Origin of the sequence: Thauera mechernichensis, from assembly GCF_029588855.1 — a bacterium.
Lineage (GTDB): Bacteria > Pseudomonadota > Gammaproteobacteria > Burkholderiales > Rhodocyclaceae > Thauera > Thauera mechernichensis.
The window spans coordinates 252,041-276,522 of sequence record NZ_JARQZE010000003.1; the positions used below are offsets into that span (position 1 = coordinate 252,041).

General features: G+C 66.9%; 23 protein-coding genes. 17 read left to right on the forward strand and 6 right to left on the reverse strand.

Annotated features, from left to right (window positions below):
• Positions 1–3: 3 nt before the first annotated feature.
• Together P7F68_RS06170 and P7F68_RS06175 are read right to left on the reverse strand one after the other, a co-directional pair.
• Positions 4–657: a response regulator gene (locus P7F68_RS06170; RefSeq protein ID WP_002937826.1), complete on the reverse strand. Its 654-nt coding sequence runs from the start codon at positions 655–657 to the stop codon at positions 4–6.
• On the reverse strand, positions 629–4,099 hold the full coding sequence (locus tag P7F68_RS06175) for an ATP-binding protein (protein WP_277831576.1): 3,471 nt from the start codon (positions 4,097–4,099) through the stop codon (positions 629–631). The genes P7F68_RS06170 and P7F68_RS06175 overlap by 29 nt, the downstream gene beginning before the upstream one ends.
• Positions 4,100–4,436: 337 nt before the next feature.
• Here P7F68_RS06175 and urtA point away from each other — a divergent pair, with 337 nt between their 5' ends.
• The 16 genes from urtA to P7F68_RS06255 all read left to right on the forward strand — a co-directional run bounded on the left by urtA (position 4,437) and on the right by P7F68_RS06255 (position 18,615).
• Complete coding sequence (urtA, locus tag P7F68_RS06180; protein WP_002937837.1) at positions 4,437–5,687, forward strand: urea ABC transporter substrate-binding protein; 1,251 nt, start codon at positions 4,437–4,439, stop codon at positions 5,685–5,687.
• Positions 5,688–5,795: 108 nt separating this feature from the next.
• A complete protein-coding gene (urtB, locus tag P7F68_RS06185; protein ID WP_002928878.1) occupies positions 5,796–6,710 on the forward strand; it encodes an urea ABC transporter permease subunit UrtB in 915 nt (304 codons plus the stop codon).
• A gap of 41 nt (positions 6,711–6,751) precedes the next feature.
• Positions 6,752–7,969: an urea ABC transporter permease subunit UrtC gene (gene urtC / locus P7F68_RS06190; protein ID WP_277831580.1), complete on the forward strand. Its 1,218-nt coding sequence runs from the start codon at positions 6,752–6,754 to the stop codon at positions 7,967–7,969.
• A gap of 21 nt (positions 7,970–7,990) precedes the next feature.
• Positions 7,991–8,734, forward strand: coding sequence for an urea ABC transporter ATP-binding protein UrtD (gene urtD, locus P7F68_RS06195; RefSeq protein ID WP_002928874.1), 744 nt, complete (start codon positions 7,991–7,993; stop codon positions 8,732–8,734).
• A gap of 18 nt (positions 8,735–8,752) precedes the next feature.
• Positions 8,753–9,442, forward strand: coding sequence for an urea ABC transporter ATP-binding subunit UrtE (gene urtE / locus P7F68_RS06200; protein ID WP_002928872.1), 690 nt, complete (start codon positions 8,753–8,755; stop codon positions 9,440–9,442).
• A gap of 21 nt (positions 9,443–9,463) precedes the next feature.
• Positions 9,464–10,696, forward strand: coding sequence for a formamidase (fmdA, locus tag P7F68_RS06205; RefSeq protein WP_002928869.1), 1,233 nt, complete (start codon positions 9,464–9,466; stop codon positions 10,694–10,696).
• Positions 10,697–10,779: 83 nt separating this feature from the next.
• Positions 10,780–11,124 carry an FmdB family zinc ribbon protein gene (locus tag P7F68_RS06210; RefSeq protein WP_277831584.1) on the forward strand — a complete coding sequence of 115 codons (345 nt, stop codon included), beginning with the start codon at positions 10,780–10,782 and terminating at the stop codon, positions 11,122–11,124.
• Between the two features lie 92 nt (positions 11,125–11,216).
• Positions 11,217–11,468, forward strand: a complete 252-nt coding sequence (locus P7F68_RS06215; protein WP_277831586.1) for a ribbon-helix-helix domain-containing protein — start codon at positions 11,217–11,219, stop codon at positions 11,466–11,468.
• Positions 11,465–11,797 carry a type II toxin-antitoxin system RelE/ParE family toxin gene (locus tag P7F68_RS06220; protein ID WP_277831588.1) on the forward strand — a complete coding sequence of 111 codons (333 nt, stop codon included), beginning with the start codon at positions 11,465–11,467 and terminating at the stop codon, positions 11,795–11,797. The genes P7F68_RS06215 and P7F68_RS06220 overlap by 4 nt, the downstream gene beginning before the upstream one ends.
• A 696-nt stretch (positions 11,798–12,493) precedes the next feature.
• Entirely contained in the window at positions 12,494–12,877 is a 384-nt protein-coding gene (locus tag P7F68_RS06225) for a hypothetical protein (protein ID WP_277831590.1), read from the forward strand.
• 499 nt (positions 12,878–13,376) lie between these two features.
• Entirely contained in the window at positions 13,377–13,625 is a 249-nt protein-coding gene (locus P7F68_RS06230) for a type II toxin-antitoxin system Phd/YefM family antitoxin (protein ID WP_002928853.1), read from the forward strand.
• Positions 13,622–14,035, forward strand: a complete 414-nt coding sequence (locus P7F68_RS06235) for a type II toxin-antitoxin system VapC family toxin (RefSeq protein ID WP_277831594.1) — start codon at positions 13,622–13,624, stop codon at positions 14,033–14,035. Before P7F68_RS06230 ends, P7F68_RS06235 begins: the two co-directional genes overlap by 4 nt.
• Positions 14,036–14,165: 130 nt before the next feature.
• Positions 14,166–15,203: an aliphatic amidase gene (locus P7F68_RS06240; protein ID WP_002928849.1), complete on the forward strand. Its 1,038-nt coding sequence runs from the start codon at positions 14,166–14,168 to the stop codon at positions 15,201–15,203.
• Between the two features lie 84 nt (positions 15,204–15,287).
• Positions 15,288–16,085 carry a CbbQ/NirQ/NorQ/GpvN family protein gene (locus P7F68_RS06245; RefSeq protein ID WP_277831597.1) on the forward strand — a complete coding sequence of 266 codons (798 nt, stop codon included), beginning with the start codon at positions 15,288–15,290 and terminating at the stop codon, positions 16,083–16,085.
• Positions 16,069–17,739, forward strand: coding sequence for a nitric oxide reductase activation protein NorD (locus tag P7F68_RS06250; RefSeq protein WP_277831599.1), 1,671 nt, complete (start codon positions 16,069–16,071; stop codon positions 17,737–17,739). Before P7F68_RS06245 ends, P7F68_RS06250 begins: the two co-directional genes overlap by 17 nt.
• Positions 17,740–17,862: 123 nt before the next feature.
• Entirely contained in the window at positions 17,863–18,615 is a 753-nt protein-coding gene (locus P7F68_RS06255) for a flagellar brake protein (protein ID WP_277831601.1), read from the forward strand.
• A gap of 14 nt (positions 18,616–18,629) precedes the next feature.
• Here the strand turns inward: P7F68_RS06255 and P7F68_RS06260 are convergent, their stop codons facing one another.
• The 3 genes from P7F68_RS06260 to P7F68_RS06270 form a co-directional block, all read right to left on the reverse strand.
• Positions 18,630–20,027 (reverse strand): FAD-binding oxidoreductase, encoded by a 1,398-nt coding sequence (locus tag P7F68_RS06260; protein ID WP_277831603.1) that lies wholly within the window; start codon positions 20,025–20,027, stop codon positions 18,630–18,632.
• A 169-nt stretch (positions 20,028–20,196) separates the two neighbouring features.
• Complete coding sequence (gene murB / locus P7F68_RS06265; protein ID WP_277831605.1) at positions 20,197–21,219, reverse strand: UDP-N-acetylmuramate dehydrogenase; 1,023 nt, start codon at positions 21,217–21,219, stop codon at positions 20,197–20,199.
• 1 nt (position 21,220) lies between these two features.
• Entirely contained in the window at positions 21,221–21,715 is a 495-nt protein-coding gene (locus P7F68_RS06270; protein ID WP_002928841.1) for a PACE efflux transporter, read from the reverse strand.
• 320 nt (positions 21,716–22,035) lie between these two features.
• Between P7F68_RS06270 and P7F68_RS06275 the strand changes: the two genes are divergently transcribed.
• Positions 22,036–23,418 (forward strand): MFS transporter, encoded by a 1,383-nt coding sequence (locus P7F68_RS06275; RefSeq protein ID WP_277831608.1) that lies wholly within the window; start codon positions 22,036–22,038, stop codon positions 23,416–23,418.
• On the opposite strand, the gene P7F68_RS06280 is transcribed toward P7F68_RS06275, so the two are convergent.
• The gene (locus P7F68_RS06280) at positions 23,363–24,298 is read right to left on the reverse strand and encodes a sodium-dependent bicarbonate transport family permease (protein ID WP_002928837.1); all 936 of its coding nucleotides are present in this window, start codon (positions 24,296–24,298) and stop codon (positions 23,363–23,365) included. The genes P7F68_RS06275 and P7F68_RS06280 overlap by 56 nt on opposite strands.
• Positions 24,299–24,482: the final 184 nt, after the last annotated feature.

A 24,482-nucleotide genomic window follows, 5' to 3' on the forward strand; every position in this document is an offset into this window, starting at 1 on the left:
CTCTCAGGGCCGTGCGAGCCTGGCAAACTGGGCGACCGCCGCTGTTCGCGTCTCCACCCCCAGCTTCTCGTAGATGTGCTCGAGATGCTTGTTAACCGTGCGCGGGCTCATGCCGAGGATCTCGGCCACATCGCGGTTGGTCTTGCCGCGGGCGACCCATCCGAGCACGTCCATCTCGCGCTGCGTGAGCGGGTTGGGCAAGGCCGGAGCGGCTGGCACGGGGGTCTCGCCGCGCCCCTGCATCGCGGCATTCATCTGCCGTGACACGCGCAGGTGCGCCTGCAGGCGCGCCACCAGCTCGTCCGGCACCACCGGCTTGACCAGGTAATCGACACCGCCGGCCGACAGCCCCTCGACCAGGCGTTCGGTCTCTGCCAGGCCGGTCATGAAGATCACCGGCACGGTCGCCATGCCTGCGGCCTGCTTGAGCCGGCGGCAGGTCTCGAAACCGTCCATGCCGGGCATGCAGGCATCGAGCAGTACGGCGTCGGGGGTGATGCGCTCGAGCCGCTTCAGCGCAGTGGCGCCGTCGGTGGCAACCAGGACGGTGTAGCCGGCCTCGTCCAGCGCTTCGGCGATCATGCGCACCGTATCGGGCGCATCGTCGATCAGCAGGATGACTTCGCGCTCAGGGCGCGATGGCGTCGGGGCAGTCATCGTCGGCTCCATCGAGGGTCTGGATGAGGGTGTCGAAACGCAACGCCAGTGTGAGCGCGCGCAGCACCTGCAGCGGGGCATGCAGTTCGGGGTGGCGGCGCTCGAGCTCGTCCAGGCGGCGCACCAGGCCCTGCAGGTGGCCCAGCTCGGCGAGGTCGCGCAGCTCGGCCCGCACCTGGGCGGACAGGGCCGACGCCGCCTCGGGGTCGCCTGCAGTGCCGGCAGGTGGCGGCAACACCGCCTCGGGCGCATTCGCCTGCGCAGCGCCCGCCTCGGGCGCAGGCGCCGCGCCGGCCGCTTCGGCGTAGATCCACGCCAGCCCCAGCCAGGTGCTCAAGCGCGCGAACAGCTCGGTTTCCAGCACCGGCTTGACGATGAAGTCGTCGCAACCAGCGGCCTTGCGGCGGTCGGGCAGGTTCTCGTAGGCATTCGCCGACACCATGACGATCGGGCCCGCATGGCCGGCATCGCGCAGCTGGCGACTCAGCGTCCAGCCGTCGGTCACCGGCATCGACACATCCAGGAACACCAGGTCGGGGGCAAAGTCGGCCAGCTTTCGCCGGGCGTCGTCGGGGTGGTCCGACTCCTCGACCAGAAAGCCGCGCGGGCGCAGCATGTCGGCGATCAGATGGCTTTGCGCAGGCTGGTCGTCCACCACCAGCAGCTTGCGGCGCGGGCCGAAGTAACCCAGGATCTCGCGCTCCGGCCGCGTCGCCACGCGCGGATGCGCCACCCGCGGCAGATGCAGCTTGACGCGGAACACGCTGCCCTGGCCCGGCGTGCTGCTGACGCTGAGCTGCCCGCCCGCGAGCTCGACCAGCAGGCGGGTGATGGTCAGCCCCAGGCCAGTGCCTGGCGCGCTCGGCGGCTGGTTGCCGGTGCCGCGCTCGAAGGGCTCGAAGATGCGCTCCAGGTCCGCCTCGGGAATGCCGCAGCCGGTGTCGCGGATCTCGAACACGGCGATCTCGCTCTGGTAGGTGATCTTGAGCACCACCTCGCCGCGCGCGGTGTAGCGCACCGCGTTGACCAGCAGGTTGATCAGCACCTGGCGCAGGCGGCTGGTGTCGCCCTGCACCACCTCGGGCATGCGACCGGCGAACTCGGTACGGAACGCCAGCCCCTTGCGCTCGGCCTCGAGGCGGATCGTCTTGTCGACATGGGCGAGAAATTCGGCGAAGCGGAACTCCTGGCGGTTGAACTGCAGGCGTCCGGCCTCGATGCTGGCGATGTCGAGCAGGCCGTCGATCAAGGCCAACAGGTGTTCGCCGCTGCGCTGGATGGTGGAGATGGCCTCGCGCCGGCGGCGCGGCAGGTCGGTGTCGCGCAGCATGATCTGGGAGTAACCGAGGATGGTGTTGAGCGGCGTGCGCAGCTCGTGGCTGATGCCGCGCACGTAGCGACTCTTGGCCGCGTTGGCGGCCTCGGCATCTTCCTTGGCGCGCTGCAGCTTGGCGTCGGTGTCGCGGTGGGCCTCGATCTCGCGCAGCAGCAGCTGGTTCTGGCGCTCGGACTCCTCCTGCGCCACACGTCGGCTCTCGTTGGCCAGCACCAGCCACCACACCCCCACCGCAGCGAGCAGGACGAGCACCGCGAAGATGCGCAGGAAGGCCAGGCCGAGGTCGGTCGCACCCACCTCGGCAGCGATCAGCTCCTGCTGGTACACCAGCGCGACCACCGCCGCGATCACCAGGGTGGACACGAAGAACACGAGCGCAAACTGGCTGACCCGGCGCGCCACCCGCGCCGACATCGACGACGGCATCCAGCCCGCAAGCCAGGGCGCGAGCCGCGCCAGCGGCCCGGGCTCAGGCTTGCAGCGGTCGCCGCAGCGCGCATCCAGCGTGCAGCACAGCGAGCAGATGGCGCCACCGTAGGCCGGGCACTGCGCCATGTCCTCGGACTCGAAGTGGTTCTCGCACACCACGCAGCGCAGCGGCTGGGCGGCCTGCCAGCGCATCTCGCGTGGCCGCGCCAGATAGAAGCGGCCGCGCGTGGCCCAGGCGATCAGCGGCGCCAGCGCGAAGGCGGTGAGCAGCGATATGAAGGGCGCGAACGCCTGCGCGAACGGCCCAAGCGAGCCGCCGAAGGCGACGATGCCGAGCACCGAGCCGGCAAGCATCGCCCCCACCCCGACCGGATTGACGTCGTACAGGGGCGCGCGCTTGAACTCGATGCCGCGCGGCGACAGCCCGAGCGGCTTGTTGATGACGAGGTCGGCCACCACCGCACCGATCCAGGCCACGGCGACGTTGGCGTACACGCTGAGCACGTGCTCGAGCGCCTCGAACACGCCCAGCATCATCAACATGAGCGCGATCAGCACGTTGAAGATCAGCCACACCACCCGCCCCGGATGGCTGTGGGTGAGGCGCGAGAAGAAGTTGGACCACGCCAGCGAGCCGGCGTAGGCATTGGTCACGTTGATCTTGACCTGGCAGATGATGACGAAGATCGCAGTGAGCATGATCGCCGCGCGCGGGTCGTCGATCACGTGCTGGAAGCCGGCCAGGTACATCTGGGTGGGCTGCACCGCCTTCTCGGGCGGAATCATCGACTGCAGGGCGACGAAGGCCAGGAAGGCGCCGCCCACCATCTTCACCGCACCGGGGATGATCCAGCCTGGCCCGGCGGCCACCACCGCGGCCCACCAGCGCACCCGGTTGCCCGGCACCGGGTGGGGCAGGAAGCGCAGGAAGTCCACCTGCTCGCCGATCTGGCAGATGAGCGCAAAGGCGACCGCGCAGCCGGCACCCACCGCGAGCAGGTTGAAGTCGTTGCCATGGCGCCCGCCGAAGGTGGTGAAGGTCGCATACAGCGCCGGGTCGGACACCAGCACGAAGAAGAACGGCGCCAGCAACAGCACCACGAACACCGGCTGCGTCCAGGCCTGCAGGCGGCTGATCCAGGTGATGCCGTGGGTGACGAACGGGATCACGATCAGCGCGCTCACCAGGTAGGCCCACATGATCGGCATGTCGAACCAGAGCTCGAGCGCGAGCGCCATGATCGCCGCCTCGATGGCGAAGAAGATGAAGGTGAACGAGGCGTAGATCAGCGAGGTGACGGTCGAACCGATGTAGCCGAAGCCGGCGCCGCGCGTCAGCAGGTCCATGTCGAGCGCGTAACGCGCGGCGTAGTAGGCAATCGGTAGCCCGGTGAGGAAGAGCACCAGCGCGACCAGCCCGACCGACCACATCATGTTGATGAAGCCCCAGTTCATCGCGATGGTGGCACCGATGGCCTCGAGCGCCAGGAAGGACACCGCCCCGAGCGCGGTGTTGGAGATGCGCGAGAACGACCACCTGCGGAAGGTCTGCGGCGCATAGCGCAACGCGTAGTCCTCCAGCGTCTCGTTGGCCACCCAGCCGTTGTACTCGCGGCGGATGTGGATGATGCGCTGGGACGCGATAGGGGCGGCGTCGGTGGCGGGGCTAGGGCTCATCCTTGACTATAAGCAAGGACCATTCCGACTGGACCCGACCGCGCCATACACAGACGCGACAAGGGCTGCCGCGCGCCGCCTGCGCCAGCAGTCACCACGGCCGTGCAGGCGGCGCACCATCACGGTGCATGGAAACCGCCTGCGCCCTGGATGCTGCAGCGCAGCACCCACCACCTGATACTCCTCCTCCGCCCTGCGCATCCCTATACGTCGTTTGACGTATTCGCACGCAGGGCCCGGCTCATTAGCTTGTGCACCGCAGCGAGACGAAACGTCGAGCCCCGCCCGACACGACCCGCTACCCCTGCCCATACGCCTACCGACCAAGGAGCGATCCATGTCCGACAAGCACCTGCAATCCTCCCAGCGCCGCAAGTTCATGCTCGGCGCCGCCGCCCTCCCGCTTGCCCTTGCGATGTCGCGCATGGGCCACGCTGCCGCACTGCCGACCGCCCAGGTCAACACCACCGGGCTCGCGATCACCGACACCGAGGTCGTGGTCGGTCAGCTGCACTCGGCCACCGGCACCATGGCGATCTCCGAAACCGGCTCGATCCAGGCCGAGCAGCTGGCCATCGACCAGATCAACCAGATGGGCGGCATCCTCGGCCGCACCATCCGCGTCATCAAGGAAGACGGCGCCTCCGACTGGCCGACCTTCGCCGAGAAGTCGCGCAAGCTGCTGGTCAACGACAAGGTCGCCGCGGTGTTCGGATGCTGGACCTCGGCCTCGCGCAAGGCGGTGCTGCCGGTGTTCGAACGCGAGAACGGCCTGCTCTACTACCCCACCTTCTACGAAGGCCTGGAGCAGTCGAAGAACGTCATCTACACCGGCCAGGAGGCCACCCAGCAGATTCTCTACGGCCTCGACTGGGCCAAGCAGGAGAAGGGCGCGAAGACCTTCTTCCTGGTCGGCTCCGACTACATCTGGCCGCGCACCTCGATGAAGATCGCGCGCAAGCACATCGAGGCCTTCCAGGGCGGCAAGGTGGTCGGCGAGGAGTACTACCCGCTCGGCAACACCAACTTCAACTCGCTGATCAACAAGATCAAGATCGCCAAGCCGGACTGCATCTTCGCCGCGGTGGTGGGCGGCTCCAACGTCGCCTTCTACAAGCAGCTCAAGGCCGCGGGCATCACCGCCAACCGCCAGTTCCTGCTCACGCTGTCGGTGACCGAGGACGAGATGCTGGGTATCGGCGGCGAAAACTTCGAAGGCTTCTATGCCTCGATGAAGTACTTCCAGTCGCTCGACAACCCCAACAACAAGGCCTTCGTCGAAGCGTTCAAGGCCAAGTACGGGCCGCGCGCGGTGATCGGCGACGTGACCCAGGCGGCCTACCTCGGCCCCTGGCTGTGGAAGGCCGCGGTGGAAAAGGCGGGCAGCTTCGACGTTGCCAAGGTCACGGCCGCATCGCCGGGCATCGAGCTGCCGACCGCGCCCGAGGGCTTCGTGAAGATCCACGACAACCATCACCTGTGGAGCAAGGCGCGCATCGGCATGGGCCAGGCCGACGGCCAGTTCAAGGTGGTCGCCGAGTCGCCCGAGCTGATCGAGCCGGATCCCTTCCCCAAGGGCTACCAGTAAGCCCGCCCCGCGGGGTCGCGACCTTCACCGGCCGCGGCCCCGGTACCCGGTGACCGACGCCGCCTGCCGGGCCCGCGCCACACCGCACCTTCCCTCCAGAGGTCCGTCATGACATTCGACGAAATCTTCCACATCACCCTGATGCAGGGTTTCGCCGGCCTGAGCCTGTTCGCAGTGCTGCTGCTGATGGGCCTCGGGCTCGCGATCATCTTCGGCCAGATGGGCGTCATCAACATGGCGCACGGCGAGTTCATGACCATCGGCGCCTACACCATCTTCCTGATGTCTGCACTCACCGAAGCCTACGCGCCCGGGCTGATGCAGGCCTATTTCCCGCTCGCCATCGTGTGCGCCTTCCTCGCCGCCTTCGCCTTCGGCTGGCTGGCGGAATGGGCGCTGATACGCCACCTCTACAAGCGCCCGCTCGACACCCTGCTCGCCACCTGGGGCCTGTCGCTGGCCATGCAGCAGACCTTCCGCTCGGTGTTCGGGCCGAAGGAAGTCAGCCCCACCCTGCCCGACTGGCTGATGGGGTCGTGGGAGATCACCGAGGGCCTCGACATCCCGATCAACGGCATGTTCGTGCTCGGCCTCACCCTGGTCGTCACCGGCGGCGTGCTGCTGGCCATGTACAAGTCGCGCTGGGGGCTGCGCGTGCGCGCCACGGTGTCGAACCGAACCATGGCCAACGCCATCGGCATCGACACGCGCAAGACCGACCGTCTCACCTTCGCCATCGGCTGCGGCATTGCCGGCGTGGCCGGCGCCGCCTTCACCACCATCGGCTCGACCGGGCCGACGAGCGGCTCGCTGTACATCGTCGACGCCTTCCTGGTGGTCACCTTCGGCGGTGCGGCCAGCCTGTGGGGCACGGTGGTCTCGGCCTTCGGCATCGCCCAGACGCAGTCGATCTCGGAGTTCTTCCTGTCCGGCTCGATGGCCAAGGTCCTCACCCTGCTGCTCATCGTCGGCATCCTGATGATGCGACCGCAAGGCCTGTTCGCCGCCAAAGTGCGTCGCTGAGCCTGGCTGCATAACCGCATACCCGTTCGGAGAGCCTGAAAATGGATGCAATCAAACACTGGCTGACACGAGGCGGCTACGGCAGCCTCCTGATTCTCGCCGTCCTGCTGCTGGTGGTGTTCCCGCTGGCGATGGACCTCTTCCGCCTGAACCTGGTGGGCAAGTACCTGACCTACGGCTTCGTCGCCATCGGCCTGGTGATGTTGTGGGGCTACGGCGGCGTGCTCAGCCTGGGCCAGGGCGTGTTCTTCGGCCTCGGCGGCTACGCGATGGCGATGTTCCTGAAGCTCGAGGCGTCCGACCCGGAGAGCACCAAGATCCAATCCACGCCGGGCATCCCCGACTTCATGGACTGGAACCAGCTCACCGAGCTGCCGTGGTGGTGGGAACCGTTCAACTACCTGCCCTTTGCGCTGTTCGCAGTGGTCGCGGTACCCACGCTGCTCGCCTTCATCATCGGCTACGCCATGTTCAAGCGCCGGGTGGGCGGGGTGTACTTCGCCATCATCACCCAGGCGGTGGCGCTGATCCTGACCGTGCTCATCATCGGCCAGCAAGGCTACACCGGCGGTGTAAACGGCATGACGGACCTGCGCACCCTGATGGGCTGGGACATCCGCACCGACGAGGCCAAGTACACGCTCTACTTCGTCACCGTGTTCCTGCTGCTCGGCTCGATCATGCTGTGCCGCTGGATCCAGCTCAGCAAGCTCGGCACCCTGCTGCTGGCCATGCGCGACAAGGAAGACCGCGTGCGCTTCTCGGGCTACGACGTGTCCATGTTCAAGGTCTTCGCCTTCTGCCTCGCCGCGGCACTGTCGGCAATCGGCGGCGCAATGTTCACGCTGCAGGTCGGCTTCATGTCGCCGTCCTTCGTCGGCATCGTGCCCTCGATCGAGATGGTGATCTTCGCCGCGGTGGGCGGGCGCATGAGCCTGGTCGGTGCGGTGTATGGCGCGCTGCTGGTGAATTTCGGCAAGACCTACTTCTCCGAGAGCTTCCCCGACCTGTGGCTGTTCCTGATGGCGGCACTGTTCATCGGCGTGGTGATGGCCTTCCCCAACGGTCTGGCCGGCCTGTATGAGAGCCACGTCAAGCCCTGGCTGACGAGGCGCAAGGCGGCGCCTGCCACGACCCCGGAACCGCCTGCACCCGGTGCGGAAACGACGGCCAACACAGCCAGCCCGACTTCCTCCGGCACCGCCAGCCCGACCAGCAAGATCAGTATCAGCACCAAGGTCAGCAGCCAGTCCGCCTGACGAACCAGGGAGCACCGCACCATGAGCAATACCGACTTCGTACTCGCAGTGGAAGGCCTGACCGTGTCCTTCGACGGCTTCAAGGCCATCGACGACCTCAACCTCTACGTCGATCGCGGCGAACTGCGCGTGGTCATCGGCCCCAACGGGGCCGGCAAGACCACCCTGCTCGACCTGATCTGCGGCAAGACCAAGGCCTCGGCCGGCAGCATCAAGTTCAAGAACACCGAGATGACCCGGCTGCCCGAGCACATGATCGTGCGCGCCGGCATCGGGCGGAAGTTCCAGACCCCGTCCATCTACGAGAACCTCAGCGTGTTCAAGAACCTGGAGGTGTCCTTCCCGCGTGGCCGCGGCGTGTTCGGCGCGCTCGGTTTCAAGTGCGACGACGCCGTGCAGGCCAAGGTCGACGAGGTCGCCGCAATGATCGGGCTGGCCGACCGCCTCGACCTCGAAGCCGGCCTGCTCTCCCACGGTCAGAAGCAGTGGCTGGAGATCGGCATGCTGCTGATGCAGGACCCCGAGCTGCTGATGCTCGACGAGCCCATCGCCGGCATGAGCGCACGCGAGCGCGAGCTCACCGCCGACCTGCTCAACCGCATCTGCCAGAACCGGTCGGTGATCGTCATCGAGCACGACATGGATTTCGTCGCCCGCATCGCCCACAAGGTCACGGTGATGCACCAGGGCAAGATCCTCGCCGAAGGCTCGATGGACAAGGTCCAGTCCGATCCCAAGGTCATCGACGTCTATCTGGGCCACTGAGTCCTACCGGAGAACACCATGCTCAAGGTATCCAACCTCGTCGTGAACTACGGCCAGAGCGAAGCCCTGCACGGCATCTCGTTCGCCGCCGAACGCAATGAAGCCGTCGCCATCATGGGCCGCAACGGCATGGGCAAGACCACGCTGTTCAAGTCGCTGATGGGCGTGCTGCCGCTGAAGTCGGGCAGCGTCGAGATCGACGGCCTTGAAGTCGGCAAGGACGAGAGCTTCCGCCGCGTGGCCAAGGGCATCGCCTACGTACCGCAGGGGCGGATGATCTTCCCCACCCTCACCGTCGAGGAAAACATCCAGACCGGGCTGGAGAACGCACGCTCGCGCCGGGTGCCGGACGAGATCTATTCGCTCTTTCCGGTGCTGTGGGAGATGCGCAAGCGCAAGGGCGGCAACCTCTCGGGCGGCCAGCAGCAGCAGCTGGCGATTGCGCGCGCGCTCGTCACCGACCCCAAGGTACTGCTGCTCGACGAGCCCACCGAGGGCATCCAGCCCTCGATCATCAAGGACATCGCCAAGGCGCTCAACGAGATCCGCAAGATCCGCAAGATCACCATCGTCGTGTCCGAACAGGTCCTCTCCTTCGCGATGGACGTGGCCGACCGCCTGTTCGTCATCGAAGGCGGACGCCTCGTCCATGAAAGCGCGCGCGCCGACACCGACGAGGCCCACATCAAGCAGTTCCTCTCCGTGTAACCCACCAAAAAGAGGTGTGCCATGCCTGAAACACTGATCAAGGTCGACCTGAAGCAGTCCCCCTACGAAAACGAGATGGTGCACAACCGCTGGCACCCCGACATCCCGATGGCGTGCTGGGTGAAACCCGGCGACGACTTCATCCTCGAGACCTACGACTGGACCGGCGGCGCCATCAAGAACGACGACGACGCAGCCGACGTGCGCGACGTGGACCTCTCCACCGTGCACTTCCTGTCCGGCCCGGTGGGCGTGGAAGGCGCCGAGCCCGGCGACCTGCTGGTGGTCGACCTGCTCGACATCGGCGCCAAGGACGACAGCCTGTGGGGCTTCAACGGCTTCTTCTCCAAGAACAACGGCGGCGGCTTCCTCACCGAACACTTCCCGCATGCGCAGAAGTCCATCTGGGACTTCGAGGGCATGTTCACCAAGAGCCGCCACATCCCCGGCGTGCGCTTCGCCGGCCTCATCCACCCGGGCCTCATCGGCTGCCTGCCCGACCAGAAGATGCTCGACATGTGGAACGAGCGCGAGGTCGACTTCATCGCCACCCAGCCCGACCGCGTGCCGCCGCTGGCCAACCCGCCCTGCGCCCCCACCGCGCACATGGGCAAACTCCAGGGCGAGGCCCGCGACAAGGCCGCGATGGAAGGCGCCCGCACCGTGCCGCCACGCGAACACGGCGGCAACTGCGACATCAAGGACCTCTCGCGCGGCTCACGCGTGTTCTTCCCGGTGTATGTGAAGGGCGCCGGCCTGTCGGTGGGCGACCTGCACTTCTCGCAGGGCGACGGCGAGATCACCTTCTGCGGCGCCATCGAGATGGCCGGCTGGGTGCACATGAAGGTCAGCCTGATCAAGGGCGGCATGGCCAAGTACGGCATCAAGAACCCGATCTTCAAGCCCAGCCCGATCACGCCCAACTACAAGGACTACGTGATCTTCGAAGGCATCTCGGTCGACGAACAGGGCAAGCAGCACTACCTGGACGTGCACGTCGCCTACCGCCAGGCCTGCCTCAACGCCATCGAATACCTGAAGAAGTTCGGCTACTCCGGCGCCCAGGCCTACTCCATCCTCGGCACGGCGCCGGTGCAGGGCCACATCAGCGGCGTGGTCGACATCCCCAACGCCTGCGCCACGCTGTGGCTGCCCACCGAGATCTTCGACTTCGACATCAACCCCACCGCCGAAGGGCCGACGAAGTTCATCAGCGGCGGCGTCGACATGCCCATCGCCTACGACAAGGTCTGAGCCCGCATCAACCGCGGCCCCTTCCACCGCAGCCCGCCCGCCGCCGTAGCCCGCGCGGCGGGCCCCGCCACCGGGATCCCACCATGCCGACCTACGAATACTTCTGCGAAGACTGCGGCGACTTCTCCGCCCTGCGCCCCATGAGCGCCCGCAACGAACCCTGCGCCTGCCCCCACTGCGGCGCCGCGTCCTACCGCGTCATGCTCAACGCCCCAACGCTGGCCACGATGGACGGCGCCACCCGCAGCGCCCACGCCACCAACGAACGCGCAGCCAATGCGCCAATGACCAGCGCGGAGTATGCGACGCGGCACAAGCACGGGCCGGGGTGCGGGTGTTGCAGCGGGAAGCCGTCGAAATCGACGGTCAGGGCGGCCGATGGGTCGAAGGCGTTTCCGACGAAGAGGCCGTGGATGATTAGTCACTGAGGGGGAAGGGAAGCGGTCGTGCAGCGTGACTGGCGGGGCCAAGTCGGATGCGCCGTCTTGGCAAATTTTGCCAAGCCAGCTAATCTGCGCCCATGAGCACGATGAACATTTCCTTGCCCGACAGTCTGAAATCCTTCGTGGATGAGCAGGTGGGCGAACGGGGCTATAGCACCAGCAGCGAATACGTTCGCGAACTGATCCGTAAGGATCAGGATCGTCAGCGCTTGCGTCGAGTGCTGCTGGCCGGCGCAGCCGCTGCGCCGGCATCGCCGGCTGATTCCGCTTACTTCGAAGGTCTGCGTGACCGGGTACGTAAGGCTGCCAAGCCGGTTTCTCACGGGTGAAGGTCAAACCCGTCGTTCCGCGTGATCAGGCCAACCAGGACGTCGACGACGCGATAGCCTACTACCTCGAAGAGGCTTCCTCATCTGTTGCGCTCGGCTTCATCGACGCACTGGAACAGAGCTATACCCACATCGCCCACCATCCTGGCACGGGCTCGCCGCGCTGTGGGCATGAGTTGGACCTTCCTGGCCTGCGCTCCTGGACGCTGTCGCCCTACCCCTACCTCGTCTTCTACGTCGAACGACCGGACCACATCGATGTCTGGCGCGTACTCCACGGCCAGCGCGACATTCCCGTCTGGATGCAGGACCCTGACGCCTTCGCCTGACGCAATCGCTCGGCCCTCCAAGGGCAAGTTCTCACGGTCCGCTTACCGGAGCTCCATTCCAGTGGCATGTCCTGGCCGGCAGTGTGAGTTTCCGGACTTCGCTGACAGCGGACCTTGGCCTGCTTGGCGCGCGTATCGAATGTCAGCTTCTTGGCGCGGCCTCGTACTCACGCTCACGGCCATGTGCGGTCATTGAATGCTTGCCCATGAAGCAGACGTCCGTGGCTGCATGTATGTTAAGTTCTTGGCTGCTGCTTTTCACGACTTTTTATTCGTCACCTTTTCAGGTCATCATCCGATGAAAGCTAGTAGCGGCGTGGGATTTCAGCGATATGGCAGTCCGAAGTTAGGGCGCAATACTGTCTCTCTAGATCGAAGCTGGGCATCTCGACATTGAGAGTTGCGTTTGTCGTCGTTGCGCTGGGGCTAGTGCTCACCCAGATGGGGTGCGCAACGAGTTCGGGGAACCCGCCATACCCGTCGGAGTGGGCCACGATAGAGTCCGTACCGACACCCGACGGATGTCCTGACCTTCAGGGTACGTACAGAAACGTGGGAGCGGCGTCGTTTCCGCCGGAGGTAGGTGAACCGCCTTCCTTAGCTGACATCTTCATGGCAATGGCGCGTTCGAAAAGCCCCACTGGCCCTGCAGCCTGGAAGCAAACGTGGCCGACGATTTCCGCAGACTCAGCTTCGGTGTCTATCAAGCAGGCACCTGATTCGATAACAATCACCTTTATTGACTCCGCCGGTCGCCGCACTTCGTTGAAATTCAGGCGCTATCGCTTTGCGTTATCCGAAGACCGTGTTGACGACCTCTTTAGTTGTCGTACGCTGTTCGACGAGCCGACTCTCCGGTTCTTCAATGAGCCTCATGCCCATTCCCGCGTCTCAATCCTGTTGATCGGAGGGGGCGGGACCAATGTAAATCTGCTGAAGTCCACTGATGGCTCATTGGTCGTTAACTGGCGTAGCGATGATGTCACTGTCACGCGTTTTATCCTGGGTTCGAACTACCATGTAGAAAACCTCTGGTATCGGTACTCGCGTCTTACCGCCGAGATGCCCGCCGAGGAATAGCGATACCCAACCACGCAATCGACCGGACCTTCGCCAGTGGTCTTCGGTCGCCAGCTTCGGCCGGTCATCGTGGACGTTGAAGGTCTGCTTTTCAGAACACTGACTGTCGCCTTTGGGTCGGGTCCGGCTATAGCCAGACACAGGAAGCGGTCGTTCACCGCCGAAAACAGGTGAGCGGCCGGTGACCGACGCATTGCCGCCCGACGTCGGCGTCAGACCCAAGGTCGGCCGAGGCCGACAACCCTCCGCCTGCGCCCCAGAGCATCACTCTACAAACGACGCCGCCGCAGACAGCGCCCCGACGGCGGGCGATTCAACGACCCGGACACCATCTGCAAGGGTCCGGAGGCACTCACCTCCTAGATCGTGGGCACGCTTGAGGAAGATGCTGGAGCCGCTCCACTGGGGCCATGCCGGGAAAGCGCCTGCGTCGCGACTTGAGTGTTGATCGGACCGCCACTAAAATCTGACCATACTAGTCAGAAAAGGGAGCGACACAATGCAGACTTGGCAGATGCAGGAAGCTAAGGCGCGCATGTCCGAGTTGGTCAAGCGCGCCCAGACCCAGCCCCAGGACATCACCCTGCATGGCAAGTCGGTCGCAGTGGTGATCTCGCGCGAAACTTTTGATCGGTTGTCACAGGCACAGGACTCGCTGGTGGACTTCATGCGACGCTCACCCTTGTTCGGAACAGACGACATCGCCCTCGAACGCGAGCAGAGCCTGACACGCGAGGTCTCGTTTTGAGCTATCTGATCGACACCAACGTGTTGTCCGACCTGCGGCGCAAGTCTCCAGACCCCGGCGTGGTCGCCTGGTTTTCGCAGCGGCCGCCCACCACCCTGCATCTCTCGGTGCTGACACTCGGCGAGATCCGCAAGGGCATTGAAGGCGTGGGTGACGAAGTTCGAAAGCAGACGCTGATCGATTGGCTCGAGACGGATCTCCCCACCTTCTTCACCGGGCGCATCCTCGACGTCAATGGCGCAGTGGCCGATCGCTGGGGGCGTCTGGTCGCTGCAGCCGGACGACCGCTGCCCACGATTGACAGCCTGCTCGCAGCGACCGCCCTGGAACACGATCTGGTACTGGTGACACGCAACACCAAGGATTTCGCGGGCCTGCCCGTCGAGGTCTTCAGCCCCTGGGCGAGCTGACACGAGATCTCTCAACGGCGTCGTCCCGCCCTGGCGCCCGATACGTCAAACAACGTATTTGTGCAGCGCACCACCCTCCCGACAATGAGGCCACATCCTTTGCAACCCGCCTCACCGGGAGACCCGATCCATGAGACACGGAGATATTTCGAGCAGCGCCGATTGCGTGGGCGTTGCGGTGGTCAACTACAAGATGCCGCGCCTGCACACAAAGGCCGAGGTGCTGGACAACGCGCGCAAGATTGCCGACATGGTGGTGGGCATGAAGCAAGGGCTGCCGGGCATGGACCTGGTGATCTTTCCCGAGTACTCGACCCACGGGATCATGTACGACGCCAAGGAGATGTACGACACCGCCGCCACGGTGCCGGGCGAGGAGACCGAGATCTTCGCCGCCGCCTGCCGCAAGGCCAAGGTGTGGGGCGTGTTCTCGCTGACCGGCGAGCGCCATGAAGACCACCCCAACAAGGCGCCCTACAACACGCTGATCCTGATGAACGACCAGGGCGAGATCGTGCAGAAGTACCGCAAGATCATGCCCTGGGTGCCGATCGAGGGCTGGTATCCGGGCGACTGCACCTATGTGTCCGACGGTCCCAAGGGCATGAAGATCAGCCTCATCATCTGCGACGACGGCAACTACCCCGAGATCTGGCGCGACTGCGCGATGAAGGGCGCCGAACTCATCGTGCGCTGCCAGGGCTACATGTACCCGGCCAAGGACCAGCAGGTGATGGTGGCCAAGGCGATGGCGTGGATGAACAACTGCTACGTGGCCGTGGCCAACGCCACCGGCTTCGACGGCGTGTATTCCTACTTCGGCCATTCGGCCATCGTCGGCTTCGACGGCCGCACGCTGGGCGAATGCGGTGAGGAGGAGATGGGCATTCAGTACGCCGAGCTCTCCACCAGCCTGATCCGCGACTTCCGCAAGAACGCACAGTCGCAGAACCACCTCTTCAAGCTGCTGCACCGCGGCTACACCGGAAAGATCAACTCCGGCGAGGAACCCACCGGCGTCGCCGCCTGCCCCTACAGCTTCTACGGCGAGTGGATCAACGACCCGGAAGGCACGCGCAAGAAGGTGGAGGCGATCACCCGTTCCACCGTAGGCACGCCGGAATGTCCGATCGAGGGCATCCCCAACCAGCCGTCGGCGCACCGCTGACCCAGGGCCAACGGGGTGGGAGCGCCCGCGCCCACCCCGTCCCTGCCCTCACTGCATCACCGGCGCCCCACCCGGATTCCTGCCATGGATCTCAGCCCCTACCGCATCACCACCGAGCCCTACTACCACCCCACCGGCCACGAGATCGCCCTCTACGAACACGCCTACGCCCACCGCCTGCCGCTGATGCTCAAGGGCCCGACCGGCTGCGGCAAGACGCGCTTCGTCGAACACATGGCCTGGCGCCTGGGCAAGCCGCTGATCACGCTGGCCTGCAACGAGGACATGACCGCCGCCGACCTCGTCGGCCGCTACCTGCTCGACACCGACGGTACGCACTGGCACGACGGCCCATTGACCACCGCGGTGCGCCACGGCGCCATCTGCTACCTGGACGAGATCGTGGAAGCGCGCCAGGACACCACCGTGGTGATCCACCCGCTCACCGACGGCCGCCGCATCCTGCCGCTCGACAAGAAGGGCGAGATCCTAAAGGCACACCCCGACTTCCAGCTCGTCGTCTCCTACAACCCCGGTTACCAGAGCCACGGCAAGCAGCTCAAGCCCTCCACCCGGCAGCGCTTCGCCGCACTCGAGTTCGACTACCCCGAGGCCGCGGTCGAGACCGACATCGTCGCCCATGAGTCAGGCATCGAGCGCAGCCTCGCCGCCCGCCTGGTCGACATCGCGCACAAGTCGCGCCGGCTGCGTGAGCGCGGGCTGGAAGAGGGCATCTCCACGCGCATGCTGATCTACGCCGGCACCCTCATCCACGACGGCCTGCCGCCGCGCGACAGCTGCCGCATGGCGATGACGGCCGCCCTCACCGACGAACCCGACATGGCGCAGGCGCTGGAGGCGATCCTTGACGCGGCCTTCTGAACGGCTGCCGCCTTGCCCGGCGCCCGCGCCGGACGATACCCGGCTGCGCGCGCTCGGCCACCTGCTGCACGCCTTCGGCGTCGACCAGGCGAGCGTGCAGACCCTCGACCGCCCACCGCAGGACGGCCCGCCGCCGCGCCCGGTGCTGCACGGCAAGGTGCTGCTGCTGCCGGACACGCTCACCACCCACCCGGACCCCGACCTCGCCCTGGCGGCAAGCGCCCATGCCCTGGGCCACCTGCTGCATTCGCCGCGCCGCCAGGCCACCGGCCGGCTCAAGCCCATCGGCCTGGCCATTGCCGCCGCAGTGGAGGACTGCCGCTGCGACCGCCTGCTCATGCGCAGCCACCCCGGCCTGGAGCGCCTGTTCCGCACGCTGCTCGCCCGCCACCCGGCAGCCGACGGCGTCGGCTTCGAGCACCTGGTCGAACGCCTGCAGCGCGCCCTGATCGACCCCGGGCTCGCCGACGACCACCCCTGGGTAACCAAGGCACGCGGGCTGTTCGAGGCCGCCCTCGGCGAGCTCGAACAGCCCGCCGTGTTCCGCCGTATCGCCGCCGTGCTCGCCAACGACCTTGGCCAGTTGCGCGTGCGCATGAACCTGCAGGCCTACGCGCCGCCGCTGCCCTGGCACGACGACAACAGCCACCTCTGGCAGCACCCCGAGGATGCGCACCAGGCCGAAACCCATGTGCGCCAGGAAGGGGTGCCGGCGGGGACGGCGGCACACCGCCCCGCCGGCGAAGGCGAAGCTGCGGCCGCAACGCCCGCGCGCAGCCTGCACGCCCATGCAGAATGGCATTACCGACTCGGGCGCTACCGCAGCGATTGGTGCACCGTGGCCGAGATCGCCCCGGCGCAGGCACGCACCACCTCTGCGGACGCCGACGACGACGGCCGCCGCGACGCGCCACTGCGCATTCACACTGCGCCGCGCCTGTGCCCTGCCCTGCGGCAACGCCGGCAGTGGGACGGCGAAGAGCTCGATCTGGATGCCGCCACCGCCGCTGCGCTCGACCTGCGCCTGGGGCGGGCGCCCGCCCCACGCCTGTTCCGCCGCAACCGTCCCGGCGAGCCGGCGCTGGACCTGCTCATCCTGCTCGACCTGTCCGCCTCCACCGCCGACCGCCTCGACGACGGCCGCAGCATTCTGGACGTGGAATGCGAGGCGGCACGCGCGCTTGTCGCGGCCCTGCATCGCCAGCGCGGCCGCATTGCCGTGGCCGGGTTCGACTCCGACGGCCGGCACGCGGTGCGCTACCACCGCCTGGTCGACTTCGGCACGGCGCACGCCCACGAGCACCCCAGCCCCCTGCAGGACCTGAGGCCCGGCCAATCCACCCGCCTCGGCGCCGCGATCCGCCACGCCTCCTCCATTCTGCGCAGCCGCCCGATGCCGGCCCTGATCGTGGTGTCCGACGGCAGCCCGGCCGACATCGACGTGTTCGACCCGCAGCACCTCGTCGAGGATGCACGTGTAGCCGTCAGCGAGGCGCGCCGGTCCGGCGTGCGTTGCGCCGGACTCATGCTCGGCGAGGACGGCCGCGAGGCCGCCCGGCGCATCTTCGGCATCAACGGCCACCGCATCCTCACGCGTACGGCCATGCTCGGCAGGGCCTTGCGCGCCTGTCACAGGGATCTGAGCATCAACTGAACATGCACCGCCGATACCGGGCCATGCAGTGCAATAGTGCACGGACGCAAGCATCATGCGGCCCTGCCACCTTCGGCACACGCTAGAATCCACGGCTACGTATCCCTGTCGGCCTGCAACCCCATGCGATTACAAACAGAAGAAGACGACGACGTAGGCACTGACGGCGCAGACCAGGAAGGCACTGCCGCCGAGCCCCGCGCAGCAAAGGGCTTCAGCTTCGATGACATGCGCCTGGGGGTTGGCGACCGCCTGCAGGTCGAATGCCCTGTCGCCACAGGGGGCCACCGCAGCTTCGTGCGCGTGGTGGGCTACATGCAGGACACCAGCCTGATCGTCACCACGCCCACCGCGGGCGGCAAGCGCATCGGCCTTGTCGAAGGCGACCTGCTGGTGGTGCGCGTGTTCTCGCGTCAGAGCGCGTTCGCATTCCGCGCCCATGTGCTGCGCGTATGCAGGCTGCCTTTCGAATACCTGCACCTCAGCTTCCCCACCCTGATCCAGGGCAGCATCATCCGCAAGGCAACACGTGTGCGCACGCAGCTCCCCGCGGACACGGGGCCCGAAGGTGCCGGGGCGGAAACGGTGCCCGGCGTGCTGCTCAACATGAGCGCCACCGGCGTGCTGCTGCACACCAAGACCGCACTCGGCGACAAGGGCGCTGCCGTGGTGCTGCGCTTCACGCTGAAGCTGCACGATGTCGACAATGAGCTCACTGTCGTTGCCGAGATACGCAATGTGGAACAGGCCATCGACGCCGACGGCATCGAGTACTACTACGGCCTCGATTTCCGCGACAACGTACCTAGAACGCGCATGCTGATCCGCAGTTTCGTCTACCAGACCATCATCGAGCAGCCGCGCCATGTGATCTAGGCGCGGCTGGCGGCTTACAGCACCTTGCCGGGGTTGAGCAGCCCCTTGGGGTCGAGCGCCTGCTTGAGGCTGTGCATGAGCGCGATCTCGGCCGCAGAGCGCGAATACCCCAGCCAGGGCTTCTTCAACAGGCCGATGCCGTGCTCGGCCGAGATCGAGCCGCCGTAGTCGCGCACCACCCCATACACCGCCTCTTCGATGCGCTCGAGGCTGTCGTGGTCCTGCGGCACCTTGCACACCACCACATGCAGGTTGCCGTCACCGACGTGACCGAAGAACAAGGCCTTCAGCTGCGGCCAGTCACGCTCGAGGTTTGCGCGCACGCGCTGCGCGCAGTCGCCGATGTGGGCGACCGGCACCGAGACGTCGAAGTTGAGCGTAGGCGCGTAGTCGCGCAGCACTTCGGCAACGCCGTCGCGGATCGACCAGAAGGCCTCGGCGTCGGCCACCGACTGGGCGATCGCCGCATCCAGGATCCAGCCCGCCTCGATCGCCTGCTCGAGCATGGCCTCGAAGCGGCGGGCGTCGGTATCGGGCTGGCCGCAGTGCATGTCGATGAGCACATAAACCGGGTAGTCACCCGCCAGCGGCGCACGCAGCCGCCCGGCCTCGACCGCGGTCTGCAGGTAGTCGCGCCACATGATCTCGAAGGCGCTGACCTGGCCCGACAGGCTCTGCTGCGCGTGACGCAGGAAGCGCAGCGCGGCGGCGTAGTCGTCGAGCGCGACGATGGCGGTGCTCACCCCGCGCGGCAGCGGCTGCAGCTTGAAGACGATGCGCGTCACCACGCCCAGCAGGCCCTCGCTGCCGATGAACAGGTGCTTGAGGTCCATGCCGGCGTTGTTCTTGACCATCTGGTTCATCATGCTCAGCACGGTGCCGTCGGCGAGCACCACTTCCAGCCCAAGCACCAGGTCGCGCGTGTTGCCGTAGCGGATCACGCGGTTGCCGCCAGCGTTGGTGGCGACGTTGCCGCCGGCCTGGCAGGAGCCGCGCGCGCCCAGATCCACCGCCAGCAGCGCGCCGGCCTCGCGGCAGGCCTCCTGCACGTTCTGCAGGATGGCCCCGGCCTCGACGGTGACGGTACCGGAGTCGATGTCGATGCGCTCGATGCGGTTCATGCGTTCCAGCGACACCACCACCTCGCCCGCGCCGGGCACCGCACCGCCGCACAGGCCTGACAGCCCGCCCTGCGGCACCACCGCCTGGTCGTGTGCATGGCAGATCGCCAGCATGCGCGACAATTCGTCGGTGCTGCGCGGGCGCAGGATGGCGAGCGGCAGGCCGCCGGCGACGCCGCTCCAGTCCTTGAGGTGACGGGGGCTGGCATCGCCCGCCAGCACCTCGTCGGCACCAAGAGCCGCACGCAAGGCGACGATGACAGGCGGGACGGCAGGCGCAGACTGGGACATGAGGGCTCCGGTGAGCTGAGGACGAGATCGGATTCTAATGCAGCCCGCAGGTCCGGCCGGCAAGACACGATGGACCTTGCAAGGCTCGCGGCTGGCGCCGCTCCTACAGCAAACCCAACGCGCGTCTACCCATGTAGGCGCGGCGCAAGCCGCGAGAGGTCGAAGGCGGCTAGGCGCGGACGAACACCGGCTCCGGCTCCAGGCGGACACCAAAGCGGGCTTCGACGTCGGCCATGATGGCGCGCGCGATGCGTTCGACGTCGGCCCCGGTTGCGCCGCCACGGTTGACCAGCACCAGGGCCTGGCGCTCGTAGCAGCCGACCGGCCCGAGGTCGCGGCCCTTCCAGCCGGCTTGCTCGATCAACCAGCCGGCCGCCAGCTTCTCGCTGCCGTCGGCTTGCGGGTAATGCGGCATGGCGGGGTATGCGGCAAGCAAGTGCGCGCACAGCCCCGCATCCACCACCGGGTTCTTGAAGAAGCTGCCGGCGTTGCCGAGCAACGCGGGATCGGGCAGCTTGCGGCGGCGGATGGCGACTACCGCATCGGAGATGTCGAGCGCATCGGGGGTGGCAATGGACCGCTCTCCCAGCGCCTGCATCACGTCCGCATAGCGGGTGACGGCCCGCCACGGCCGCGGCAGGCGGAACCGCACTGCGCTGACCAGCCAGCGCCCGGGGGCGCGCTTGAACACGCTGTCACGGTAGGCAAAGCCGCAGTCGGCCAGGCTGAAGGTGCGCACCTGACCGCTGTCGAGATCGATGGCATCGAGCGCGTCGAAGCGCTCGGCCAGCTCCAGCCCGTAGGCGCCGATGTTCTGGATCGGCGCCGCGCCTACCGTGCCCGGGATCAGCGACAGGTTCTCCAGCCCCGGCCAGCCGTGCTCCAGCGTCCAGCGCACGAAGGCATGCCAGTTCTCCCCTGCACCGGCCTCGACGACCCAGGCGTCGGCGTGCTCGGCCACCAGGCGGCGGCCGGCGAGTTCGACCTTGAGCACGGTGCCGGCGAAGTCACCGACGAGTACCAGGTTGCTGCCACTGCCGAGCACGAGGCGCGGTGTGGCAGCCCACGCCGGCTCGGCGATCAGGGCCTTCAGCTGCGCGGCACTGCGCACGTGGACGAGGCGCGCAGCGCGCGCCGGCAGGCCGAAAGTGTTGAGGCCTGCCAGGTCGGCATTGCGCACGTCCTCGCCCATCTCAGCGCTCCGCCGCGACGGCCGTGCCCATGTCCTCCGCCCCGGCACGCGGTGCGGTGGTGGGCTGGATGGGGAAGGCACGGTCGTAGCCGAGGTTGAACAGCAACGCATACACCGTATAGGTGATCGCCAGCACGATGTCCGCAATCAGGGCCTCGAGCCAGCCCATGCCGGTCCACCACATGATCACCGGCAAGGTCAGCATCAGCAGTCCGGTCTCGAAGCCAACCGCGTGCGCGCAGCGCAGGCGGAACGGCCGGCGGTCTGCGGTACGGCCGGTGAGCCGGCCCTCGACCCAGTCGAAGCTCGTGTTGTAGCACCCGTTCCAGATCGCGGCGATGAGTGCCAGGAGGGCGAGCAGGCCGATCGACTCGGTCACCGGCACGCCGCTCAGCCAGGCAAAGGGCGGGGTGATCAGGAGCAGGCCGCCGACCTCGAACAAAGCAATCTGACGCAGGCGGTCCCGGAAGGAGCGAAGCTTGGGTTTGGCAGACACGGTGGAATCCTGCGGCCCGCCGCGCTGAGGCGACAGACCTGAAGGGCGGGTCGTCCCGCCGTTCATCGACGGTCGCCATGCAGGACGCACGGCGGGCGGGGTCGTCCCCGCGTCGAATGGGTTTCGGGCGCTATTAGACTCGGCAGCACCGGCCTTGGCAAGCGCGCCAAGCTGATATGCGGGATCAGCTTGGCGCGACATGCTGTGGGACGGACAGGCAGCGCCACCCGCGCGAGGCTGGTAGACTATTTTGTCCAAATGCAAACGGCAGGCTCCGGCGACTGCACCCATCCGGCGCGGACAGTCGAGCCTGTGCTGCCATGCTCCCTACCCTCGTTCCCATCGGCGCCCTGCTGTCGGGCATTGCCCTGCTGCTGCTCGGCTCGGGCCTGGTCAACACGGCCATCCCGCTGCGCGGAAGCCTGGAAGGCTTCTCGGCAAACACCCTCGGGCTCATCGGCTCGACCTACTTCCTGGGCTTCTTTCTCGGCACCTTCATCGCGCCACGCCTGATCCGCCGCATGGGCCACATCCGCGCTTTCGCCTTCTTCGGCGCGACGGTGGCGAGTTGCATCCTGCTCCACACCCTCATTGTCGATGCCGGGGTATGGATGGGTCTGCGCGTGCTGACCGGCGTCGGCCTGGTCGGCTTCTATGCCGTGATCGAGAGCTGGCTCAACGACCAGACCGCGGCCGAGCGCCGCGGCCAGGTGTTCGCGATCTACATGGTGGTCAACCTCGCTGCGCTCGCCGGCGCCCAGCAGTTGCTGCACCTGGACACGCCGGCGGCGTTCACCCTGTTTGCGGTGGCGGCCATCTTCGTCTGCCTGTCGCTGCTGCCGGTGACGATGACACGCTTGCCACAGCCGCAGATCGGCGCCCGACCGCGGCTCGACCTGGGCCTGATCTGGCGTGCGGCGCCCGCCGCTTTCGTCGGCGCGCTGTCGTCCGGGCTGTCGATGGGGGCGTTCTGGAGCCTGACCCCGCTGTACGCCGAAGGCATCGGCCTGGACGCGGCCGGGGTGGGCCTGCTGATGAGCACGGCGATCATCGGCGGCGCCCTGCTGCAGTGGCCGATGGGGCGCTTCTCGGACGCCGGCGACCGCCGCCTGGCGCTCGCGGTAGCGGCCATCGGCGCAGCCTCGGCCGGGCTCGTGGTCGCCCTGCTCGGCCACCTCGAGCATGTATCGCTGGCAGGCCTGTTCGTGTTCGGCGGGGCAGCGTTCGCCGTCTATCCCATCGTGGTCGCGCACCTCGTCGACCACCTGCACAAGGACGAGATACTCGCCGGCAACACTGGCGTGCTGTTCCTGCATGGGCTCGGCGCAGCAGTCGGACCTGCCGTCGCCGGCGCCCTGATGGGGGTGTTCGGCAGCATCGCCCTGCCCCTGCACCTGGGCCTGGCCTTTGTCCCGCTGGCGATCTACGCCCTGCTGCTGTACCGCCGCACCCGGGACGAGATCGTCGATGAGCCCGCCCAATTCACTGCCATGATGCGCACCTCGCCCACCGTGCTCGAGATGGTGGCCCCGGAGGAGCGTTCAGCCACCGCGGAGAACCGGAACGGAGATCCGGGCGAGGGCGGCGCGGACGGCGCCGAACAGGCCCCTGCTGCGGACCTGCCGTCGGCAACCGGCGCCGAGGACCTCACGCCATCGCCTGCGCCCACCACAGATACAGCGGAATCCCGACCAGCAGGTTGAAGGGGAAGGTCACCGCCAGTGCGGCGGCGACGCCCAGTGCCGGGTTGGCCTCGGGCACGGCGATGCGCATTGCGGTAGGCGCGGCGATGTACGAGGCGCTGCCGGCCAGCGTCATCATCAGCACCGTACCGCCCACGCCCAGGCCCATCAGCTGGGCAACACCCCAGCCACCCAGGGCCAGCACCGGCGGCAGGGCAAGGCCGCAGCCGACGAGGAAGAGACCGGCCTTCTTCAGGTCGGGCAGGCGGTCGGCCGCGATCAGGCCCATCTCGAGCAGGAACAGGCAGAGCGCGCCCTTGAACAGATCGACGAACAGCGGCGACATCGGCTCCAGACCCTGGGGACCGGCGACCCAGCCGATGATGATGCCGCCGCCGAGCAGCACGACGCTCTTGTTGGCGAAGACCTCGTGCACCAGCGCCGCGGTCGTCGTGCGCCCGTCCGCACCCTGGGTGCCGAGACGCGCCATCAGGGTGGCGACGATCAGCGCCGGCGCCTCCATGAGGGCGGCGAGCAGGGCGAGGTGACCCTCGACCTCGATGCCGCGGCTGCCGAGGATCGACGCGCCGACGGCGAAGGTGACGATGCTTACCGAGCCGTAGTGCGCCGCCAGCGAGGCCGAATCGGCGCGACCGAAGCGCAGGCGAAAGAGCGGGAAGACGAAGAGCGGGATCACCGCGCCGAGTCCGATCGCGAGCAGCGCATCGACCCACAGCGTGGCGCTCTCGGAGCGCGCGATCTCCATGCCGCCCTTGAGGCCGATGGCCAGCAGCAGGTAGATCGACAGCGTCTCGAACACTGCCGCCGGCAGGCGCAGCCCGCTGCGCACCAGCGAGGCGACAACGCCGAGGGCGAAGAAGAAGGGTACGGCATCGACCATATTGAGGCTTCCTGTGGAGATGCTCGCTGCGCGTGCATCCTGGTGATCTGGGCTGCGGCCCGCCTCACCTGGCGAGAGGCAGCGAGCGGACACATTCTGCCGCAGTGCACACATGGATAAAAATCGTATCTTTTTAGGTTTAACATAGTGTTTTATCTATGCTACTGCGCCGGTCACCTCAGCC

Bases quoted from the DNA above. Each gene is read 5' to 3' on its own strand.
- P7F68_RS06170 (WP_002937826.1), bottom strand. From the start codon at position 657: ATGACTGCCCCGACGCCATCGCGCCCTGAGCGCGAAGTCATCCTGCTG.
- P7F68_RS06175 (WP_277831576.1), bottom strand. From the start codon at position 4,099: ATGAGCCCTAGCCCCGCCACCGACGCCGCCCCTATCGCGTCCCAGCGC.
- urtA (WP_002937837.1), top strand. From the start codon at position 4,437: ATGTCCGACAAGCACCTGCAATCCTCCCAGCGCCGCAAGTTCATGCTC.
- urtB (WP_002928878.1), top strand. From the start codon at position 5,796: ATGACATTCGACGAAATCTTCCACATCACCCTGATGCAGGGTTTCGCC.
- urtC (WP_277831580.1), top strand. From the start codon at position 6,752: ATGGATGCAATCAAACACTGGCTGACACGAGGCGGCTACGGCAGCCTC.
- urtD (WP_002928874.1), top strand. From the start codon at position 7,991: ATGAGCAATACCGACTTCGTACTCGCAGTGGAAGGCCTGACCGTGTCC.
- urtE (WP_002928872.1), top strand. From the start codon at position 8,753: ATGCTCAAGGTATCCAACCTCGTCGTGAACTACGGCCAGAGCGAAGCC.
- fmdA (WP_002928869.1), top strand. From the start codon at position 9,464: ATGCCTGAAACACTGATCAAGGTCGACCTGAAGCAGTCCCCCTACGAA.
- P7F68_RS06210 (WP_277831584.1), top strand. From the start codon at position 10,780: ATGCCGACCTACGAATACTTCTGCGAAGACTGCGGCGACTTCTCCGCC.
- P7F68_RS06215 (WP_277831586.1), top strand. From the start codon at position 11,217: ATGAGCACGATGAACATTTCCTTGCCCGACAGTCTGAAATCCTTCGTG.
- P7F68_RS06230 (WP_002928853.1), top strand. From the start codon at position 13,377: ATGCAGACTTGGCAGATGCAGGAAGCTAAGGCGCGCATGTCCGAGTTG.
- P7F68_RS06240 (WP_002928849.1), top strand. From the start codon at position 14,166: ATGAGACACGGAGATATTTCGAGCAGCGCCGATTGCGTGGGCGTTGCG.
- P7F68_RS06245 (WP_277831597.1), top strand. From the start codon at position 15,288: ATGGATCTCAGCCCCTACCGCATCACCACCGAGCCCTACTACCACCCC.
- P7F68_RS06255 (WP_277831601.1), top strand. From the start codon at position 17,863: ATGCGATTACAAACAGAAGAAGACGACGACGTAGGCACTGACGGCGCA.
- P7F68_RS06260 (WP_277831603.1), bottom strand. From the start codon at position 20,027: ATGTCCCAGTCTGCGCCTGCCGTCCCGCCTGTCATCGTCGCCTTGCGT.
- murB (WP_277831605.1), bottom strand. From the start codon at position 21,219: ATGGGCGAGGACGTGCGCAATGCCGACCTGGCAGGCCTCAACACTTTC.
- P7F68_RS06275 (WP_277831608.1), top strand. From the start codon at position 22,036: ATGCTCCCTACCCTCGTTCCCATCGGCGCCCTGCTGTCGGGCATTGCC.
- P7F68_RS06280 (WP_002928837.1), bottom strand. From the start codon at position 24,298: ATGGTCGATGCCGTACCCTTCTTCTTCGCCCTCGGCGTTGTCGCCTCG.